The sequence below is a fragment of the Paraniabella ginsengisoli genome (genome assembly GCF_022513635.1).
Lineage (GTDB): Bacteria > Bacteroidota > Bacteroidia > Chitinophagales > Chitinophagaceae > Niabella > Niabella ginsengisoli.
Genome location: NZ_JAKWBL010000004.1, coordinates 571,529 through 591,474 on the forward strand (window position 1 = coordinate 571,529; position 19,946 = coordinate 591,474).

A 19,946-nucleotide genomic window follows, 5' to 3' on the forward strand; every position below is an offset into this window, starting at 1 on the left:
CGCACATTTCAACTATAGATTATAACTCAACCTACATAAACGACGTAAATCGTTGACAAGTTTACAGGTTGATAAGTTCACAAGGAAGCAATCCTTATCAAGGTCTAATCTTTAATCTGTCAACTTTTATCTATCATCTGTCATCTTCCTCCCTACTTATCCAATGCAATACCAACGTTCAAAATATTAGAAAGTATTTCTTCCTTCATTGTGTGCTGCAATACAAAGCGGTATGCTCCTGGCTTAAGAAAAACCGGCGGGTTTATTTTTATCCTGCTATAATAAATATCGTCCATCATTATACCATTCCAGTCGCCTGCAGTATCCGTTAGGGGCAGGTTTACATGCATAGCCTTAATCGTTTTTTTAGCTGTGTCCTGAACCAATAGTTTCACTAAAAGTCTGTTAAAGGGAAACCTTTGGGTATGTCGCACCACAAAAAATAATTGGTGATATGTGCTGTCTGATATGTTAAATGGGATAACAGCATTTTGATTCTTTCTCCATTCATGCTGTGGCAGGTCAACCTGTTTTTCGTAAACATCAATATGTTTACAGGATATAAATATTATTAGAAAACATAAAAATAAAATATAACGCACACTTACTTCTTTGCTGCAAAAGTAAGTGAAGTTATAATGACTTGCTTACAGTACATTCAACACTTGTTCTTTTGCCTTTTCAAGTTCGTCCTTCATCATTACTACCAGTTTTTGAATGGCAGAGTCGTACGCTTTTGAACCTGTTGTGTTGATCTCGCGGCCCACTTCCTGAAGAATGAAGGAAAGTTTTTTGCCTTTTGAATCACCATCTTCATGCAGTATTTCTTTAAAATAAGTACAATGATTGTCAAGCCTTACCATTTCTTCAGTTATGTCGATCTTTTCAATGTAGTAAATCAGTTCTTGTTCAAGGCGGTTTACATCATAGTTTTCTTTGCCCACTTTTTCTTCCAGCAACTTTACTAATCCTTCGCGCATGGTAGTTTGTCGAAGTTTATCAAGCGGGTTTATTTCTTTTTGAAGGGTAACAATGTTATCAATGCGCTTTTCTAATTCCCCTCCCAGTATATTGCCTTCATTAGCTCTATGTTTATTCAAATCACTCATCGCTTCTCTTATTGCTAATTTTAGCGCCTCCCAATCAGTTTCAGATAAAGATTCGCTACTTGGTGTTATAACTTCAGGAAGCTTAATTAAAGCGTTCAGAATATTGGATGTATCTATGTTAAGCTCTTTAGCCATTGCCGCAAGCGATTGATAATAGGCTTTAGCCAAATCGGTATTAATAACAACAGGTTTTGCATCGCCCGTATCCTTTAAGCTGATCGTACAATCTACACTTCCGCGGCTTAAGCCTTCAGCTAAAACCTTTCTTATGTCAAATTCAAATGGTTTTACAATCACCGGTAATCTTAATGATAAATCAAACTGTTTACCGTTCAAAGATTTTATATCAATTAAAAAAGTTTTCTGGCCGATAACTTTCTCTGCTCGGCCAAAGCCGGTCATTGATTTAAGCATATTCGTGTTTTATGTAAAGATAATGTTTGAAAATCGCCGTAAAGGATATTTTTATATGTTGATGTTTTTTATTTTTTAATGCTGATAAACATTTTATACCGTGTCTTTACTACTCAAATAATATTACAAAGTCTCAACCCGGATTAACACGCATAAGCAATAGCAGGGCTTCTTTTAGTAGGATAATCTGTAACTGTATGTTTAAAAGCAGCATTGGTTAAAAACAAAAAATCCCTTCAAATGATGAAGGGATATTTTATATAGATGGGTTAGTAAGTACAGGAAATAAATTTCCTACCACAATATTAATTATTATTTTAACGATATAAAAATTATTTATAAAATTTTTTATTAACAAATAAGAAAATGGCTTGTGGATATCGATGATTTTTGATTGGTTATTTTTTGAACAATAACAATGAATTCGCAATTACACTTTTTATAAACCGGTAAGAGTTGATAAGCGTAAACAGGTATGGATACTGGGTTGTATTGAATTATCAACTATACTCATTTCACAAACAATTAAACGATGTATAGTTTATGTCGGTCATTCTTATTCATAAAATTTATTGATAATAACAATCAAAAAAACATATTTTTTTGTGCATACTTTTTACAGGAAAAAATGTTTTACTCTTTCCATAATGATAACTTTGATAAAATGTTTTTATGAAGTTCGATCAGCCAGTTCCTCTTACACAAATTGCAGCTCTGATAAATGCAACATTGTTGGGTAATAAAGAAGCATATGCAACAGGTATCAATGAGATACACGTTGTTGAAGAAGGTGATCTGGTATTTGTGGATCATCCTAAATATTATGACAAATGCATTAACTCTTCAGCAAGTTTTATTATCATTAATAAGGAAACGGATTTTCCGGAAGGCAAAGCATTGCTTCTTGTTGAAGAACCTTTTGAAGCCTATTTAAAAATAGTAGATTACTACCGTCCATTTCAACCTTCGATGGATATTGTTGCTGAAACTGCTACCATTGGAGAAGGCTCTGTAGTGATGCCTAACGCTTACCTGGGTAATCAGGTTACGGTGGGTAAAAACTGTATAATATTTCCCAATGTAACGATACTTGATCACTGTATTCTTGGCGACAATGTGGTGATACAAAGCGGCACTGTAATTGGCAGTGATGCTTTTTACTACAATAAGAAAAATAATCGCGACATACACTATAAAAAAATGACGAGTTGCGGCGTGTTGTGATCAAAGACTTTGTAGAAATTGGCGCCGGATGCACAATTGACAGAGGAGTAACTGGAGACACAATTATTGGCGAAGGAACAAAAATGGATAACCAGGTGCACATTGGCCACGATACGATTATTGGTAAGAATTGCCTTTTTGCTGCACAAGTTGGTATTGCCGGTGCCGCTTTAATTGAAGATGAAGTAACCCTTTGGGGACAGGTAGGGGTTAGTAAAACACTTACGATCGGTAAAGGCGCTGTAGTAAATGCGCAAAGTGGAGTTCCTTCTTCTATAGTGGGGGATAAAATATATTTTGGATCACCAGTTACAGATGCTAAAGAAAAATTAAAAGAGTTGGTGTGGACAAAACGCATTCCCGAAATTTGGGAGAAGGTAAAAAATATAAAATAGCTTTTTATGAAATTCGGACAAGTGTCAGACCCCTCTGGTATTGATTTTAAGCTTCCAAAAGATGCTGCGGCAACTACCGAAATTTTAGGTAAGAGCAAAGTAAAGCATTTTGAAGCCTATGTCGGATGCGCCAAATGGAATAAAACCGACCTTAAAGGGTTTTATCCTAAAGGGATTAAAGATGAACTGGCATATTACTCCGGACAGTTTAATTCAATTGAACTGAACGCTACCTTTTATGGAATGCCAACTGCCGATCAAGTGGTTAAATGGACAGAGAAAACACCAAAAGAGTTTAAATTTTTTCCGAAGCTAACCAACTCGATTAGCCACTTTAAAAGGCTTACGCCAGATAGTTTGCCCCTTGCAGAAACTTTTTGCAATGCAATATCCAACTTTGAAAAAAAATTGGGAATGGCTTTTTTGCAATTACACGATAAATTTTCGCCAAAGGAATTTGATAAGCTACAAAATTTTATAAACAACTTTCCTAAAGGAATTCCGTTAGCTGTAGAAGTAAGAAATGAGGCCTGGTTTTCAGATCCTTTACAATGGGGAAGTTTTTGTAATCTGCTTGAGAAAAAGAAGATGTCGAATATTATTGTTGATACGGCCGGCAGAAGAGATATGGTGCACATGCGGCTTACAACGCCAGAGGCTTTTATTCGATTTGTAGGATGTAACGATGATAAGATTGACAAGAAAAGGTTAGACGATTGGCTCAAAAGAATTGAAAAATGGCACCAGGAAGGATTGAAAAAATTATACTTTTTCGTTCATCAGAATGTTGAGCTTTCGTCACCACTGTTGTCGGCTTATTTTATTGAAAAACTAAATAAAAATTTAAACCTGGATTTGAAAATACCAGAAAAGCCCGTTGATAAAAAAGATAATGGACAGAAAAAGTTATTCTAAAAAATATCTTCCAATTCCTTCAAATGCCTCACCATATAAGTAGGTTTAAAATCATGTTCCGCATCTATATGATTAATAAAAACCTGGTCCATTCCTGCCTTGTATGCTCCTATAATATCAGCTTCCAGATCGTCTCCTAACATAATGCTTTCATGAATGCTTGCTTTAGTAGCATGTAAAGCATAATCAAAAATCTCCTTTTTAGGTTTAAGACTATTACTTCCTTCTGAAGTAATTACTTTATCAAAATAATGCTTGATTTTACTGTTGGTTATCTTATGATGTTGAACTTCCTCAAATCCATTCGTGATCAAATGAAGTTTATAGTTCTTTTTATGCAGGTATTCCAGTATTTCAATGGTGTGCGGAAATAAAACGTTCCTGGTTGGAAGCATTTCTAAAAATCGGACGCTCATTGTTTCAGCTAAAACATCATCTGCAATTTTAAAATCGAGCAATGCCAGCCTCATCCTTTTCACACGCAACTCTGCCTGTTTAATAAATCCGTTTCTGTATCGCGCCCAAAGTTTTAAATTATGTGCCAGGTAATTTCTATAAAAAAGATCAAAATCATGTACGCCGCGCGCTTCCAGTTCTAATGTTGTATATAGATCGAGCAAAGTAATTTTAGCATTGGAATCAAAATCCCAAAGTGTATGATCAAGATCGAAGAATAAGTGTTTATACTTCATCCGGTAAAAATAAAATACTAATTCTTAAATATGAACATAAAACCGGCTGGGCGTATTAATTTTCGATTAAGGCTACAAAATAATTATCGCTTATATAAGATGCCATTTGTACAACTGTACAAGCGAGCGTGGCAAAATGGTTGACTTATATTCTTAGCTGACAAAAAAACATATATCCGAACTTTGTGCGGTATGTTTATTGCTGATAAAAGAAATGTATAATATGAATAATGTAATAATTACAGGTGCATCAAGAGGAATAGGATTTGCTATTGCCGACATTTTTGCTAAAAACGGGTATAATTTATTTATTACTTCCCGAAGTGACTTTAACCTGTATCAGGCAATGGAGGCGCTGCAAACCAAATACAGTAACATAAATATAAAAGCTAAAGCGTTTGACCTTTCTGTTAAAGAGGAGGCATTAGCTTTTAGCGAATGGTGTTTAACTTATACGTCGCCGGATATTTTAGTAAACAACACAGGCGTATTTGAGCCAGGCAACATTAGCGATGAACCAGATGGAGCGTTGGAGCGTCAGATAACTACCAATTTGTATAGCGCCTACCATGTTACACGGGCATTACTTCCTGCAATGAAAGAAAAAAGCAAGGACACATTTTTAATATTTGTTCGATAGCCTCTTTGCAAGCATATCCAAATGGTGGCGCCTACAGCATTAGCAAATATGCGTTACATGGTTTTAGCGCCAACCTACGCAACGAATTAAAACCGCACGGCATCAAAGTAACATCAGTGTTTCCGGGAGCGGTATTAACAGATTCCTGGGAAGGATTTGATAATAGCACGAATAGAATTATGGAAGTTGAAGACATTGCCAAAATGATTTTTTCGGCATCACAGCTTTCTCCTGCGGCTTGTGTAGAAGAGATTGTTTTAAGGCCTCAACTGGGCGATTTGTAATCTAACAAAAGAGCACATAATATTTTTTAATCATCAATAAATATATGGCATCGGTTTTGTGTCACTCCCTTCTGCTGTGGAATATAAATCATCCTACATAAACGACGACGAACTCACATATTGGTCACACCGAAACGGTCAGACCAGTTAAACACCACACTTTACTAATGAAACATTTTTTTGCATACTGCTTCTTTTTCTCACCGCTACACTGCATGCGCAAGATGATGAGTATGTGTCTCTTGAAGATAGGTTAAAGAGCAATATTTTTTAAAGGTTGAAGCTAGCAATACAGATTGTTTTGTGGGAGAACCGATCATTGTTACTTACAAATTGTACAGCGCCATGGCGTCGGAGTCGAGTATTGTACGCAGGCCCTCTTTTGATGGGTTTGAAGTAAAAGATTTGAAAGCTGGATCTGATGGTTTAGCGTCAAGAGAAACAATAGATGGTGTTGGTTTTGATGTTCATACAGTTTTAAAATTGCAACTCACTCCTTACAAAGATGGAAGGTTGTCGCTGGGAACACTTACAATGCGCAATCGTGTAAGACTTGTTAATGCAAACGGCAAAAAAGATCCGATACTTAATGGTGTGAATGAAGGATACTCATTAGACAATGGATATTTTAATTTGTCTGTAACTTCTGTTCCTATACCGATAATTGTAACTGCATTGCCGGGCAACACAACACCGTCAACAAAATTTGATGGTCTGGTCGGCGATTTTAAGATGGATGTACAACTGGCAGAAAAAGTATTAGCACCAGGAAAAGCGGCTGCTCTTACTATTACCATTACCGGAAAAGGAGATTTTAGCAAGATCAAACAACCGGAAGTTCAATGGCCTGACGAAGTAGACGTGTTGCCAGCCAAAGTAGATGAAGACAAAACGCAGAGCGCTGACGGAAGCGGCTATAAATCTTTTGAAATTCCTTTCACAGTAAATGATCCGGGCAAGTACACCATACCTTCTATCAAGTTTGCCTTCTTTGATGCTGTAAATTATAAATATAAAACGATCACCAATATTCCGATTGAGTTCAGCGTTGTTCAGGAGGGAGGCACCAACGCTTCTGTGACTGCTACAAATGGAAACGAGGAAAACAAGAACTTCATTGTATTATCCATATTGGTTTTGGTAGTTCTGATTATTGCGATTTGGCTAACATTCCGCAACCGGAAAAAGAAACAACCGCATAGCACACAAAAAGCACAAAAGAATTTAGGTATTCAGAAGATAGAACCTTTAGCAGCTATGACGGTAGAGGATATTCTAAAACCTGCGGCAGATGCCCTTCATCATTCGGGCAATAGTTTTAGCACGCAACTCAAACAGGCTGTTATTCGGTTTTTTGAACAACGATTGGTGTTGCCTCCTGGTTCATTCAATCAAACCATGATTAGCAGCTATCTTTCAGAAAGTAATATCCCGGTTCAAAAACACGATGCTATATTATCGCTGTTTAATGAATTGGATATGGCTATATATAGTGGCGGAATAGCTGAGGCCGACAGGCAAACACTTCTTAATAAAACAAGAAGTTTGCTGATGCGGTTATAACACCGTTTCCAATAATATAAACCACATAGTTACGTAGGACATCAGGATAAAAAGGAGACGTAAAAACACATAATCGTTTAATAGCTGATGGTCTATAATCCGCCTTTGGCGGTAACTATATCAACTCAAGTATTAAATACTATATTCCCTATGTGGTTAAGTTTTTTCGTCGGAGTTTTATACTGTTTTTACTTCCGGATACTCTTTCTTCAGCCTTGCATCTAACACAAAAGTTCCGAAAGGTAATAATGAAGCAATAAAAGCACCCAAAGCTTTCCAAAAGCTCCATTTAAAACCGATCCATACTTTTAACAGGTATATACAGAATAAAACAAATAAAACCCCATGCGCCCAGCCTACATATTTCACTCCTTCGGGAATGTTGGCAAGATATTTAAGAGGCATGGCAATTAACAACAGCAAGAGGTAAGAAATCCCTTCTAAAAAGGCAATTTGCATAAATATTTTGAGATCCTTGAACGGGCGCTTCATGCTTAAAGTATTTTCTCAGGAAAACAGTTTAATGCTAAAATTGTTTAAACTTTTGATTTTAAAATAGATTAAGCATCATCTTCCCGCTAATTAGCGCCAATGTAAAACACCGCAAATATTCGCTGATATATTTTCTGCGAAAATCTGCGCTAAAAATTTGCGTCTATCTGCGGGGTACTTTTCCAAAAAATAAATAATGTTACACAAAGGCCAGCATGTTATAACTTCCCCTAAAACTTTATCAGCATCAGCGTTTAACCAGTTCTTTAAGACAGTTGCATACACATCTTTAAAATCTACATTATAGGTAAGATCACCATCTTTTAAATCTGTAAGCTTAGGCAATGCATTTAGCATACCTTTTTGCTTTAAACCACCGCTGATCAAAAACATATTATTGGCCGTGCCATGATCTGTTCCATTACTGGCATTTTGCGCAACACGTCTTCCAAATTCAGAAAAAGTGAAAAGTAATACATCGTTCATACTTCCATTCTTTTTTAAATCGTCAGTAAAGGCTTTTATGGCGTCGTTCATTTGTGTGAAAAGCCTTGTCTGTTGTGCATCCTGGCCTACATGCGTATCAAAACTTCCTAAAGAAATATAGTACACTTTAGTATTTATTTCAGAGTAGATCAATGATGCGATGGTCTTAAAGCCATTCCCTAATTCTGTATTGGGATACGCTGCACCAGTCGGATGCAGGCGGCTTTGTTTAAAAATATAATCTGCAGACGAAAGTGTTTGCGCCATTGTTTTATAAAGATATTCTACCGGCTCTTCATCGTGATGATCTGCACTATGATTCTTCATCACCTCTTTAAAAAACTTCTCATTAGAAGTGCCATATAATCTTTTGGGATCTTTTACTGCAATGGCGTTGGCCTGCTCTCCCTTCAATGCCAGACTTAATACATCATCTACTTCCAGCGCCTGTGTTGGTTTGTCGCAGCCGCTGCATTGTGCATCTAAATAGCGGCCAATCCAGCCCGTATTCCAGTATTCATCGCTTTTACTTCCAGAATGCCAGATATCCATACTCCTAAAATGGGAACGATCGGGATTTGGATAGCCTACATTATTTAAAATGGCCAAGTTGCCTTCATCATACAATCCTTTAAGCGCTGTTAACGAAGGATGAAGGCTTACTTCATCGGTAAGTTTGGCCGTTTTATCCATTTTTATTCCAAGGCTGGGACGCAGCTTATAATAGATATCATTTCTAACCGGTATCACTGTATTTAATCCGTCATTACCACCGCTTAACTGTAATACCACAACAACTTTATTACCAGGAGGCACCAAAGCTTGCGATTCAAATGCCTTTAAAAATTTCGGCATCATCATAGATGCGGTAGCCAGCGAACCAATTTGTAAAAACTCTTTCCTTTTTATTAGCATGACAATAATTTTAGAGTGTCCATTGTCCATGGACAAAAAGAATCAACACATTTGATATTCCGGCGTACTCATTAACTGAACAGTAGCTGATTTGATATACGCTTCGCGTGATGATTGATCAATGCTTTTAGCAACAGCTTCCTGAACTTTTGATTTGTCTATTTGAAAAAGATTTTTCTTAATTCCTGTAAACAATTCTTCCTTTTTAATTTTTTGATATTTTCCAACATATTGTTGCCAATCTATTTTGGCATCAATCGCACCATAACGTTTTTTCTGTGGACTAACCGGTTTCTCTGGTACAGCAGCAGTTCCATCAGTTTTTCGGCCCATCATCATATCGTCATCCTGCTTTGGCGCTACATTCAGTTCGTCTTTATCATTGAACATTTGTGGAATGCGCAACCGCATCATCAAAGTGCTGCTATCTATCCAAGCCCGGCCGCCAGCCCAGCCAGCCACATTCGGCGGGTAGAGCAATTGCTGTCCCAATATTTTTGAAGATTGAATAAAGCATAATCATTATCAAGTTTCATGGGGATCATACGTTGAATGCCAACAATCAGCTCCACTGGCGATTTGATACGAGCGCCAATATTCTTGGCATCATAAAACCATTTGCTGGTAAAAATGGTTTCCATCAAAGCAGAAATATTATATTTACTGCTATAAAATTGGTCAGCCAATTGCGTAATGATCGCCTCGTCTGGCTTTTCATTTACGAAAAAGGTATAAATTTTTCCGGTGATAAATTTTGCTGTTTGCTTGTTCTCCAGAATTATATTCAACACATCATCGCCATTAAAATTTCCTGTTTTGCCTAAGAGGGTTTTTTCTCCATCATCATGATAATTTTCCCGAAACACAAACTCCCCTTTACCTGTTGCAGTCCAGCCGGTAAAGGCGCGAGCTGCTTCTTTAATATCTTTTTCGGTATAATTTCCACGACCTAAAGTAAACAGTTCCATTACTTCGCGGGCGAAGTTTTCATTCGGACGACCTTTACGATTTTGCTGATTATTCAAAAAATATAACATAGAAGCAGATCGTGACACCTCCCGTAACAACGTATCAAAATCACTGAGGCCGTGCTTTCTGAAAACATGTAATAATAATTGGTTATAAAAAATATTGTTGTTTCTGCTGGCGAAATGTCCATGCCAGAAAAAAGCCATTTTTTCCCGCAGTTGTGCAGATGTCGTTACCATTTCTTTTAACCAGTAAAGATTTAAACTTCTTACCGCCGCCTGTTGCATGCGATTGATTTCCCGGCGCTTTGTATCATCATCCAGATTTTTTCTTTTGCCTGCATCCTGAAGTTGTTCGTACAGATCAATAAGAGTATCATCAGCAACATTAATATATTGGGGTTCTTTTTCAGAAGCCTTTGCCAATGCATTATAATATTTTTCTGGACTATATTTTGGCAAGTCATCCAATTGCTCCACAGCTGGACCAAATCCCGCACGCCATAATAGATGCTGGTTTCTTAACTGGTTTGAAATTTCCATGCAACAGCTTTTTAATAGGACAATGGGTTTATTGAAAGGTTTAAGAGAAGGAAGAAGTTAACATGTTGATATGTTAACAAGTTAATAGATTTGTCGATCATTCAAGTGTTCGTTTATATAAGCTGCCATGTATTTTATTGCTGAATTGTGCGACGCAATTTCGATGCCACATGTTAATTGCTGGTTCCATAAAAAGATCATAAAAAAGGCTTGCACATTGGCAAACCTTTACAAATACATTAAACAATCATCTTATTGCTTGGCTTTGGCTTTTACGTAAGCCATAAGATCACTTGTCTCCTGTTCAGACAATTTCGCTTTTTTGACATAGCCAGCATTAACTTTTCCTGTTCTGCAAATGTATGCTTGGGAATATGTGCTGTCTCATCATGATGGCATTTAGTACATTTTGCAGAGCTGATTATGGCACCTCCCGCGTCGATGGATGCTGCAAGTGCATTTGATTTTGAAGCCTTGGGAGAACAGGCAATGACAAATGTTGTTAACGAAATTAATGCGATGATAATTTTCTTCATACCGATAATTATTTAGTTATAGCTTCCTTTCCGAAATATGAATGTAACGCTTTTGGCAATGCGATTTTATTTTCCTGTTGATTATTTTCGAGCAGACAAGCCACAATACGCGGCAATGCGAGCGAGCTGCCGTTGAGAGAATGTACCAACTGTGTTTTGCCGTTTTCATCTTTAAAACGGATCTTCATTCGGTTGGTTTGATATCCCTCAAAGTTAGATACAGAGCTGACTTCCAGCCAACGTTCCTGCGCGGCGCTATACACTTCAAAATCGTAAGTAAGCGCAGATGTGAAAGACATATCGCCACCGCAAAGTCTTAAAATTCGATAAGGCAATTCAAGAGATTGTAATAACTTTTCTACGTGAATCAACATTTCGGCTAATACTTCATAGCTTTTGGCAGGATGCACCAATTGTACAATTTCTACTTTTTCAAACTGATGCACACGGTTCAGTCCGCGCACATCTTTACCAAAACTTCCGGCTTCTCTTCTAAAGCAGGGAGAATAGGCGGTCATCTTAATGGGCAATTGTTCTGCCTTCACAATTTCATCGCGATAAATATTGGTAACCGGCACTTCCGATGTTGGGATCATATAAAAACTATCGGCGGGCATGTGATACATCTGCCCTTCTTTATCCGGCAATTGACCAGTTCCGTAAGCCGAGGCTTCGTTTACCATAAACGGCGGCAGGTATTCGGTGTATCCTGCATCGGTATTATAATCGAGAAATACTGTACCAGCGCGCGTTGCAGCTTAGCGCCCGCACCTTTGTATAATGGGAAACCACTTCCTGTAATTTTAGCACCGGTTTCAAAATCTACAATATCATATTCTTTAATCAGATCCCAATGCGGTTTTGCACCTGCGTGTAAAGAAGGCTTTGTGCCGCCTTCGCGCACCACTTCATTGTCTTCTGCGCTATTTCCTTTAGGCACCCCGTGCGCTGGCAAATTGGGTAACTGTATCAATGTTTGTTGCAGTTCGCCTTCTGTTGCAGACAACTGCTCGGTTATGGGTTGTAATTTATTTTTTAACTCCGCTACTTCTTTCTTTTTTAACTCAGCAGCTTCTTTATCGCCCTTTGCCATCAGGCCACCAATTTCTTTTGACGCTGTGTTTACCGAAGCCTGTGTGTTATCAAACTCTAATTGTAATTTTTTACGTTGATCGTCTAACGCGATCACCGAATCCACCAACTCGGGGGTTTTAAAGTTTTTTACTGCCAGGCGGTCTTTCACTTCCTGCACGTTTTGCCTTATCACATTTACTTGTAACATTTCGAATCTGTTTTGCGCAAAAATAGAATCAATTGCCATTCTTTTCTGTTTTTTGTAATTTTACCTATTATGAAATTTACAAGTACTAATGATATTATCAACCGCTTAAAGGTGCTGAAGCCCGCGCTACAGAAGAAATATCCGATAAGTTCGCTTGGTTTATTTGGCTCTTACGCACGTGGAGATTTTCATGAAAATAGCGATATTGATATACTTGTAGAGTTTAATGGTTCGATTGGAATGGGATTTTTTCGCCTGGCTAATGAGTTGGAAGATGCGCTTTCTTCTAAAGTGGACCTTGTTTCCCGAAATGGTATTAAGCCACACTATCTGCCATATATTGAAAAAAATATAATCTTTATATGAGCGAAAGAAATTTGGAGCTTTGGCTTTTGGATATGCAGGAAGCTATCAATCATATTTTAAGTTTTACGAGCCAGTTGAACTTTGACCAATTTTCATCCAACCTTCAGGTAAAACATGCGGTGCTTCATAATTTTGCCATTATTGGCGAGGCGTCTTCCAAAGTGCCGGACTCTTTTAAGAACGCTCATTCCGAAATATCATGGAGAGAAATTAAGGGATTTCGCAATTATGTAATTCACGAATATTTTGGATTGGATGATTCAATTGTATGGGATATTATTCAGAGCGATCTGCCTGATTTGCAAAAGAAAATGGTGGAATTATTGATGGAAGAATAAGAAGCGATATTTGCGTTTAGTTTGCTTAAAAAGTATTCCCCAAATTATAACTACCTTTAACATCTAATTTTTTAAACAGTTCACTTGAAGTTCACAGATTTTAATTTCGATGCACGCCTTTTAGAAGGAATTGAAGCATCTAACTACCAAAACGCCACACCTATTCAGGAGCAGGTTATTCCGCACATTTTAGCTGGAAGGGACGCTATTGCCTTTGCCCAAACGGGTACTGGTAAAACAGCCGCTTTTTTGCTGCCTTTAATTCATAATGTGCTTACCAAAAATGCAGATACCAACGGTATTAAATGTATGGTGATCGTGCCTACGCGCGAACTGGCCATACAAATTGCACAGCATCTGGAAGGGCTCTCTTATTTTACTTCCGTTAGCTCCATCCCCATTTATGGCGGTGGTGATGGCCACAATTTTATACAGGAAAAGAAAGCCCTTACCATGGGCGCAGAATTTGTAGTTTGCACGCCGGGGAAAATGATGGCGCATATCAAAATGGGGTATGTAAAATTAGAAACGCTACAATACCTGGTGTTGGACGAAGCCGACCGTATGCTGGATATGGGCTTTTATGAAGATATCATGTTCATTATAAACCATCTTCCTAAAAAAGACAGAACCTGTTGTTTAGCGCTACCATGCCGCCGAAAATTAAAACATTGGCGGGAAGCATCCTTCACAACCCGGTAGAAATAAGCATTGCCATGAGCAAGCCACCGGAAAAAATTGTGCAGCAGGCATTTTTGGTTTACGATGAGCAAAAAATACCGCTGATACAGCATTTGCTTAAAGAAAAACAATACCGATCGGTACTTATTTTTTGCAGTAATAAGCTAAATGTAAAAAACCTAACGCGCGACCTGCGTAGAAAAGGTATCAAAGCCGGAGAAATTCATAGTGACCTTGACCAGGGCGAACGCGAAGAAACGCTGGTTCAATATAAAAGCGGAAGGCTTCCTGTTTTAGTAGCAACCGATATTTTAAGTCGTGGCATTGATATAGATACGATTGACCTGGTTATTAATTTTGATGTGCCGCACGATGGTGAGGATTATGTGCATCGCATTGGCCGCACGGCTCGTGCCGCTGCCGATGGAAGCGCTTTTACATTGGTCAATCCCAAGGATCAACGCAAGTTTCAATCTATTGAAAGATTAATTGGAAAAGATGTAACCAAAATCAATATTCCCGAACATTTGGGCGAACAGCCTTCTTATATGTCTGGCCAGCGTAATGGCGGCGGCAGCAGCAAAAAAAATATTTTAAAAACAAAGGAAGCCGGCATCAGTAACTAACGTAAGCTTTAGGTCTTTATCCCTTTTCCAAAATACTGCAAAACGGGTCGCAATCGTCATTTCGAACGCAGCGAAGCGGAGTGAGAAATCTCAAAAGAACAGTAAGATGTCTCCTTCGTCGACATGACGCACTTGACTTCTTGATTCATTTGCAAAAGATCTAAAAATCACATTAAACAGAAATTATACCACCACCAGCTCATAAAAATCATCAGGTACTAAATACTTATTCGCCGTTTCCTGCAATTCTTCAGCAGTAATGTTCTTAATGTTTGAAATATAACGGTCGAAGAAGTTTTCATCCAGGTCGTTTAGTATAATATTTTTCCACCTGGCTATTATTTGGAAAGGGCCATCCAAATCACCCAAAATAGAACCCATCATAAAATTCTTTACCAGCATCAGTTCTTCATCGTCAACAGATTCTTTACATAACAACTCCATTTCTTTATATACTTCGCTAATGGTTGCTTCGCTTACATCGCGCCCTGCCTCGGTTGTGATCATCCATCCGTTCTCATGCTTGTTTCCCATCAAATAGCTGTGAATGCCATACGTGTAACCTTTTTCTTCGCGTATATTAGCCATAAGCCTGCTGCCAAAAAAACCTCCGAATAAAATGTTTAGGACCTGCCCCTTAAAAAAGTCGGGATGATGCCTGTTAACAAATGGCCTAACCATTCTTATTGAGCCCTGCGAGCTTTTCTCATCATTTATATACCGATGTTTTTTATGTAGATGCGGATGAACAATATGAGTTTTTTCAAGCCCTTTAGCATTTTCAAAATCGCCGAAATGCTGCTCCAGCAAATTATAAATATCGGCAGGTAACTTACCCGCTACAAATATTTTAAATGCGCCCTTTTTGTAATATTGCTCATAAAATTCTAAAAGATCTTCTCTTGTCAATGCGTCGAAATCTTCATATCTGCTAAATTGTCCGTAAGGATGTTGTTCTCCAAACAAATACGTATCGATGAGGCGGCCAGCAACAAAACTGCTTTTTTTAAGATTTACCTCAAGTTTTTGTTTCATGTTTTGAATCGCAATGTCCATCTCAGTTTGTAGCAGCGCTGCTTCTGAAAAAATTTCTCGCACAACAGGCAAGAGTTTTTCAATATGCTTGGAAAGGCAATGCAAGGTTACATTTGCGAATTCTGCCCCGCAATTTCTATTCAGATAAGCGCCGTAATATTCAAAATGTTCATTAATATCAAAAGCTGTTTTCGATGATGTTCCATTCTTCAGCAAAAAATTGGTTAGTGCCGCTTCCAGGTTTTTATCGTCGTACCAGTTACCGGCATCAAAAACCCATTCAATCTGCAATACTTCTTCAGCTCCGGCATCAATGGCATAAACTTCTACTCCGTTTTTCAAAATGTACTTTTGATACGGTTGCAGTTGAAGATTAAAATTTACCGCATCTACTATTGCCGGGGCTATTGTTCTATTGAGCATCTAACTAAAATTAAGTGGGCAAATATAACGGATAGTTTATAGCTTATCGCGTATGGATCATGGCTTTTGCCTCAAGGCAGCGGATTCATCACATTTTAGAAGCATTTCATCACATTATCAATAACAATAGCCAATTTAGATTTTAATCTTGCAGTATAAAATTTAAGATATGAAGGCAAAAGAAGTATATGGTAAAATAGAGTTTTGGATTGTGACGATTATTGCGGCGTCTTTTTTATTGGCGCTATTGATAGAAAGCAAAGGCGCAGAAAATAACGGTTCTTACTGGTTTGAACAATATCAACTAGAATATAATTTCTTTAAGCATCTTTTCTTGCCTGCAATGGCGCTGATATTCATCTATTATTCAGCGTTCATTTTTTTAACCAAATTCGTTGACGAAAAAAAGACGACTGGGCTAAAGCTGGTAGTTTTTTTGGTACGTATCTTATTGTAGCTACTTTGGTTGCCATCAGCAATACTTATATGTATGGCTGGAAGTTTGGGAAGTTTGCCTCTAAGGATGATGTGTATAATGATATTTTTATTGACAGCTTCACTACAGTTGCCATCATTTTTATTCTGTATATCGTTTATTATATTTTAAAAGAATTATTATTTGCAGCTATTGAACGCAGATCAAAAGCAACGCTTAACAATAAAAAACTGTGGAGTATTCTTCTGTTTGCAGCATGCTGGGTTGCTGTATTGATTATTTTCGGAGCTAATAATGCACCAGGAGGCGTGGCTGTTTTTGGAGTAGGAGTTCCTTATGTTGCTATCCTGGTATGGATTCATCTGCGATATTTGCTGCCTCTTGCAGGTAGCAAGCCTTACAAAAACAAAGCCTATTTAATACGGGTCATCCTAATTACATTTCTATTAAGTGTGCTGGCGGCGGTTATATGCATGGGTCTTCTTGGTATTAATAATTTTGCACCTCCGTTTTGCATGTTCTTTTTCATTACGCTTTTTGTTGTGCTTCCATTGATTTTATATATATCCCGCAACAGAAATGAAAAGGAAGTACTGCAAACAGCGCTGGGCTCTTCTCAAGCCAATCTTAGTTTTTTACGTTCTCAAATCAATCCTCATTTTTTGTTTAATGCGCTTAACACTTTGTATGGAACAGCTTTGCAGGAAAATGCAGAACGCACAAGCGAAGGCATTCAAAAGCTGGGCGATATGATGCGCTTCATGTTGCATGAAAACGTTCAGGATAAAATCTCTATAGCGAGGGAAGTGGATTATTTGAATAATTATATTGATCTGCAAAAACTACGTACCGCCGCTTCGACTAATATTGTTATACAAACTAATATTGAAGAACAGTTAAACCGACTTGATATTTCACCAATGTTGTTAATACCATTTGTTGAAAATGCTTTTAAACATGGCATTAGTTTACAGCAGGCTTCGTTTATCAATATATCGTTACATACAAAAGAGAATGTTTTATATTTTGATGTGAACAATAGCGTTCATGTAAAAAATGAATACGACCCTGAAAAAATGAAAAGCGGAATTGGGCTGAAAAATGTAAAGCAAAGGCTGGCGTTACTTTATCCGAAAAAGCATGAGTTAATAATCAGAGAAAGTGCTAAAGAGTTTTTTGTTCACCTTACTATTCAGTTATAATCCAATGAAACAGTTAATACTATTGTTGCTTGCTGGTTGGATATCTTCCTGCAACAATGAATACATTACCCAAACGGAAACCAGATCTGTAGATAATAATGGGAAAATATCACGGTTAAGCATCACAAGAAAACTGCGCATGCAAGACAAGCTTCCTGTTTCTGTTCTAACAGAATCAACAACGCAGCAAACTTCATCCAAATCGCTAGACAGCATCTATTATAACGCAAATGGGAAAGCTATGCTGGTTAAATCTTATAAATATAAGGACGGGGCTTGGGAGCTTATAAAGTCTTATCGGCCTTTATAAATGTCAATAGCTATCTTTAATAATAATTTATATCTCTCGTGACCGCCATAGCCATAGACGATGAACCCATAGCGCTGGAAGTAATAAAAAGCCATGCGTCCAAAGTACCTTTTGTTGAGCTGAAAGCCACGTTTACCAATGCTTTCGAAGCCGTAGCTTATCTACAAAAATATAAGATCGACTTACTATTTTTAGATATTAAGATGCCAGACATTAGCGGTATAGAGTTTTTCAAATCTCTTTCTTCGCCGCCAATGGTTGTTTTTACTACCGCTTACAGCGAGCATGCTGTTGAAGGTTTTGAGGTAGATGCTGTTGATTATCTCTTAAAACCGTTTTCTTTGTCACGCTTTTTGAAAGCCTGTACCAAAGCGAATGAACTGCTGTCTCTGAAAAATGGAAATGCTAAAAACGAGGACTATCTTTTTGTTAAAGACGGTTACGAACAGGTTAAGGTTTTGTATAATGACATTCTTTACATAGAAGCATCTGGAAATTACCTGAATATTTTTCTTACCCGAAATCAAAAATTGATGACGCGCTCTACCATCAATGATATATTGTTACAATTACCCGAAAGTATATTCACCCGCGTGCACCGCAGTTATATTGTAGCCAACAGCAAAGTAAGCCGCTACAATAAACAATCTGTTTTTATTGATCTTGTAGAAATCCCGATTGGTAATACGTATCATTTTGTAGCGAAGTAATAAATGGGTAACAGAAAGCTCCGAGTTTTAAAAACCTCGGAGCTTTAATCAGCTTTTTGAAAAATAGTATAATGTGCTGCTATTTTCGTTTGTAAAAATTTCATTAGCTGTTTTATGAAGATCTTCAACAGTTACATCAGCATACTTTTGAAGTTCTGTATTCATCATATTAGCATCGCCTAATAATTCATAAAAAGCCAGGCTGGTGGCGCGGTTTAGCACGCTCATGTCTTCAAAAGCCAACATGCTTTCTGTTTTGTTCTTTACTTTTTCCAATTCGGTTGTCGCTATTGGCGTAGTTTTTATATCATTCAAAATTTCTTCAATAGCCGCTTCCGCTGCTTTCATATCCACGCCCTTTACAAGTTTTCCTTCAATACATACAAGTCCGGGATCTATACTCCCAAAATGATAACATTGAATATTTACAAATAATTGTAATTTTTTCACCAACCGGTCATACAGCCTCGACGACTCGCCACCACCCAGAATATCGGTCAGGAGATCCATGGGATGATATTGATCGCTTAGGCGCCCTTCTATATGCCATGATTTATAAAAAGCGTCCAACGGCACATCCGAGCGCGCCTCTTCCTGCCTTGCTTCTTTTTGCACTTCTTCCAAAGGAAGGTTTCGTCCTTTGGCTTCGCCCGCTTCAATATTACCAAACCATTTTTCGGCAAGTGCTTTCACCTCATCTGTTTCCACATTCCCTGCCACAACCATAACCGCCTTATTAGGCCTGTAGTGTTTGAAAAAGAAGTTCTTTACATCAATCAACTGTGCGTTTTCTATATGTGAAAGTTCTTTACCAATAGTCATCCATTTATACGGATGGTTTTTATAGGCAAGTTCTCTCATCTTAAACCACGCATCGCCGTAAGGCTTATCAATATAATGTTCTTTAAATTCCTCACAAACTACCTTACGCTGTACTTCCAGGCTTTTATCATCAAACGCCAAAGAAAGCATCCGGTCACTTTCCAACCAGAACGCCGTTTCTAGATTTTCTGATGGAAGGGAAATATAGTAATTCGTTAAATCGTTGGTCGTATAAGCATTGTTTTCACCACCGGCCATTTGAAGCGGCTCGTCATAATCTGGAATATTTACCGAACCGCCAAACATCAAATGCTCAAACAAGTGCGCAAATCCGGTTTGTGAAGGATCTTCGTCGCGTGCACCCACATCATACAATATATTCATTACCGCCAATGGCGTTGATTTATCCTGATGCACAATCACTCTTAAGCCATTGTCTAATACAAATTTTTCAAACTGAACCATTGCGCGAAAGTAAGATGATTTTACAATTGTTGGGATACCATTATTTATCGGGTGCATTTAAAATTGTTGCACTT

24 protein-coding genes and 1 pseudogene are annotated in these 19,946 nt (G+C 37.8%); 13 read left to right on the top strand and 12 right to left on the bottom strand.

Annotated elements, in window-relative coordinates; all coding sequences use genetic code 11:
* Positions 1-152: 152 nt before the first annotated feature.
* Together MKP09_RS20255 and MKP09_RS20260 are read right to left on the bottom strand one after the other, a co-directional pair.
* Positions 153-602, bottom strand: coding sequence for a gliding motility lipoprotein GldH (locus MKP09_RS20255; RefSeq protein WP_240832099.1), 450 nt, complete (start codon positions 600-602; stop codon positions 153-155).
* A gap of 45 nt (positions 603-647) precedes the next feature.
* Entirely contained in the window at positions 648-1,523 is an 876-nt protein-coding gene (locus tag MKP09_RS20260) for a YicC/YloC family endoribonuclease (RefSeq protein ID WP_240832100.1), read from the bottom strand.
* Between the two features lie 672 nt (positions 1,524-2,195).
* Between MKP09_RS20260 and MKP09_RS20265 the strand changes: the two genes are divergently transcribed.
* Genes MKP09_RS20265 through MKP09_RS20275 form a run of 3 tightly spaced genes read left to right on the top strand, consistent with a single transcriptional unit; the run spans position 2,196 to position 4,057 of the window.
* Positions 2,196-2,747 (top strand): LpxD N-terminal domain-containing protein, encoded by a 552-nt coding sequence (locus MKP09_RS20265; RefSeq protein WP_240832101.1) that lies wholly within the window; start codon positions 2,196-2,198, stop codon positions 2,745-2,747.
* Positions 2,732-3,142 (top strand): hypothetical protein, encoded by a 411-nt coding sequence (locus tag MKP09_RS20270; RefSeq protein WP_240832102.1) that lies wholly within the window; start codon positions 2,732-2,734, stop codon positions 3,140-3,142. Before MKP09_RS20265 ends, MKP09_RS20270 begins: the two co-directional genes overlap by 16 nt.
* 6 nt (positions 3,143-3,148) lie before the next feature.
* Positions 3,149-4,057 (top strand): DUF72 domain-containing protein, encoded by a 909-nt coding sequence (locus tag MKP09_RS20275; RefSeq protein WP_240832103.1) that lies wholly within the window; start codon positions 3,149-3,151, stop codon positions 4,055-4,057.
* Here MKP09_RS20275 and MKP09_RS20280 read toward each other — a convergent pair.
* Positions 4,054-4,749, bottom strand: a complete 696-nt coding sequence (locus MKP09_RS20280) for a YjjG family noncanonical pyrimidine nucleotidase (RefSeq protein WP_240832104.1) — start codon at positions 4,747-4,749, stop codon at positions 4,054-4,056. The two genes, MKP09_RS20275 and MKP09_RS20280, sit on opposite strands and share 4 nt — an antisense overlap.
* A 223-nt stretch (positions 4,750-4,972) precedes the next feature.
* On the opposite strand from MKP09_RS20280, the pseudogene MKP09_RS20285 reads away from it, so the two are divergent.
* Positions 4,973-5,673: pseudogene (locus MKP09_RS20285) on the top strand (SDR family oxidoreductase).
* Positions 5,674-5,976: 303 nt separating this feature from the next.
* Positions 5,977-7,236 carry a BatD family protein gene (locus MKP09_RS20290; protein ID WP_240832105.1) on the top strand — a complete coding sequence of 420 codons (1,260 nt, stop codon included), beginning with the start codon at positions 5,977-5,979 and terminating at the stop codon, positions 7,234-7,236.
* A gap of 177 nt (positions 7,237-7,413) precedes the next feature.
* Here the strand turns inward: MKP09_RS20290 and MKP09_RS20295 are convergent, their stop codons facing one another.
* The 7 genes from MKP09_RS20295 to MKP09_RS20320 form a co-directional block, all read right to left on the bottom strand.
* Positions 7,414-7,728: a DUF3817 domain-containing protein gene (locus MKP09_RS20295; RefSeq protein ID WP_240832106.1), complete on the bottom strand. Its 315-nt coding sequence runs from the start codon at positions 7,726-7,728 to the stop codon at positions 7,414-7,416.
* A 90-nt stretch (positions 7,729-7,818) separates the two neighbouring features.
* A complete protein-coding gene (locus MKP09_RS20300) occupies positions 7,819-9,129 on the bottom strand; it encodes a DUF1501 domain-containing protein (protein WP_240832107.1) in 1,311 nt (436 codons plus the stop codon).
* A 42-nt stretch (positions 9,130-9,171) separates the two neighbouring features.
* Complete coding sequence (locus MKP09_RS26730) at positions 9,172-9,609, bottom strand: DUF1800 family protein (protein WP_262915544.1); 438 nt, start codon at positions 9,607-9,609, stop codon at positions 9,172-9,174.
* Positions 9,558-10,640: a DUF1800 domain-containing protein gene (locus tag MKP09_RS20305; RefSeq protein WP_262915545.1), complete on the bottom strand. Its 1,083-nt coding sequence runs from the start codon at positions 10,638-10,640 to the stop codon at positions 9,558-9,560. Before MKP09_RS20305 ends, MKP09_RS26730 begins: the two co-directional genes overlap by 52 nt.
* Positions 10,641-10,912: 272 nt before the next feature.
* Entirely contained in the window at positions 10,913-11,176 is a 264-nt protein-coding gene (locus MKP09_RS20310; protein ID WP_240832108.1) for a hypothetical protein, read from the bottom strand.
* A gap of 8 nt (positions 11,177-11,184) precedes the next feature.
* A complete protein-coding gene (locus MKP09_RS20315) occupies positions 11,185-11,859 on the bottom strand; it encodes an aminoacyl--tRNA ligase-related protein (RefSeq protein ID WP_240832109.1) in 675 nt (224 codons plus the stop codon).
* Positions 11,853-12,497 (bottom strand): serine--tRNA ligase, encoded by a 645-nt coding sequence (locus MKP09_RS20320; RefSeq protein ID WP_240832110.1) that lies wholly within the window; start codon positions 12,495-12,497, stop codon positions 11,853-11,855. Before MKP09_RS20320 ends, MKP09_RS20315 begins: the two co-directional genes overlap by 7 nt.
* A gap of 30 nt (positions 12,498-12,527) precedes the next feature.
* Between MKP09_RS20320 and MKP09_RS20325 the strand changes: the two genes are divergently transcribed.
* From MKP09_RS20325 to MKP09_RS20340, 4 genes are all read left to right on the top strand, one after another.
* On the top strand, positions 12,528-12,824 hold the full coding sequence (locus MKP09_RS20325) for a nucleotidyltransferase family protein (protein WP_240832111.1): 297 nt from the start codon (positions 12,528-12,530) through the stop codon (positions 12,822-12,824).
* Positions 12,821-13,162: a HepT-like ribonuclease domain-containing protein gene (locus MKP09_RS20330; protein ID WP_240832112.1), complete on the top strand. Its 342-nt coding sequence runs from the start codon at positions 12,821-12,823 to the stop codon at positions 13,160-13,162. Before MKP09_RS20325 ends, MKP09_RS20330 begins: the two co-directional genes overlap by 4 nt.
* A gap of 84 nt (positions 13,163-13,246) precedes the next feature.
* Complete coding sequence (locus MKP09_RS20335; RefSeq protein WP_240832113.1) at positions 13,247-13,864, top strand: DEAD/DEAH box helicase; 618 nt, start codon at positions 13,247-13,249, stop codon at positions 13,862-13,864.
* Positions 13,834-14,469 carry a helicase-related protein gene (locus tag MKP09_RS20340; protein ID WP_240832114.1) on the top strand — a complete coding sequence of 212 codons (636 nt, stop codon included), beginning with the start codon at positions 13,834-13,836 and terminating at the stop codon, positions 14,467-14,469. Before MKP09_RS20335 ends, MKP09_RS20340 begins: the two co-directional genes overlap by 31 nt.
* A 183-nt stretch (positions 14,470-14,652) precedes the next feature.
* Here MKP09_RS20340 and MKP09_RS20345 read toward each other — a convergent pair whose 3' ends face one another.
* The gene (locus MKP09_RS20345; RefSeq protein ID WP_240832115.1) at positions 14,653-15,927 is read right to left on the bottom strand and encodes a M16 family metallopeptidase; all 1,275 of its coding nucleotides are present in this window, start codon (positions 15,925-15,927) and stop codon (positions 14,653-14,655) included.
* A 169-nt stretch (positions 15,928-16,096) separates the two neighbouring features.
* Here MKP09_RS20345 and MKP09_RS20350 point away from each other — a divergent pair, with 169 nt between their 5' ends.
* Genes MKP09_RS20350 through MKP09_RS27575 form a run of 4 tightly spaced genes read left to right on the top strand, consistent with a single transcriptional unit; the run spans position 16,097 to position 18,585 of the window.
* Positions 16,097-16,384, top strand: coding sequence for a hypothetical protein (locus tag MKP09_RS20350; protein WP_240832116.1), 288 nt, complete (start codon positions 16,097-16,099; stop codon positions 16,382-16,384).
* Between the two features lie 29 nt (positions 16,385-16,413).
* On the top strand, positions 16,414-17,565 hold the full coding sequence (locus MKP09_RS20355; RefSeq protein ID WP_240832117.1) for a sensor histidine kinase: 1,152 nt from the start codon (positions 16,414-16,416) through the stop codon (positions 17,563-17,565).
* A gap of 4 nt (positions 17,566-17,569) precedes the next feature.
* Positions 17,570-17,875, top strand: coding sequence for a hypothetical protein (locus MKP09_RS20360; protein ID WP_240832118.1), 306 nt, complete (start codon positions 17,570-17,572; stop codon positions 17,873-17,875).
* A gap of 38 nt (positions 17,876-17,913) precedes the next feature.
* Positions 17,914-18,585, top strand: a complete 672-nt coding sequence (locus tag MKP09_RS27575) for a LytR/AlgR family response regulator transcription factor (RefSeq protein ID WP_240832119.1) — start codon at positions 17,914-17,916, stop codon at positions 18,583-18,585.
* Positions 18,586-18,633: 48 nt separating this feature from the next.
* Here MKP09_RS27575 and MKP09_RS20370 read toward each other — a convergent pair whose 3' ends face one another.
* Positions 18,634-19,929 carry a M16 family metallopeptidase gene (locus MKP09_RS20370; RefSeq protein WP_262915546.1) on the bottom strand — a complete coding sequence of 432 codons (1,296 nt, stop codon included), beginning with the start codon at positions 19,927-19,929 and terminating at the stop codon, positions 18,634-18,636.
* Positions 19,930-19,946 lie beyond the last annotated feature (17 nt).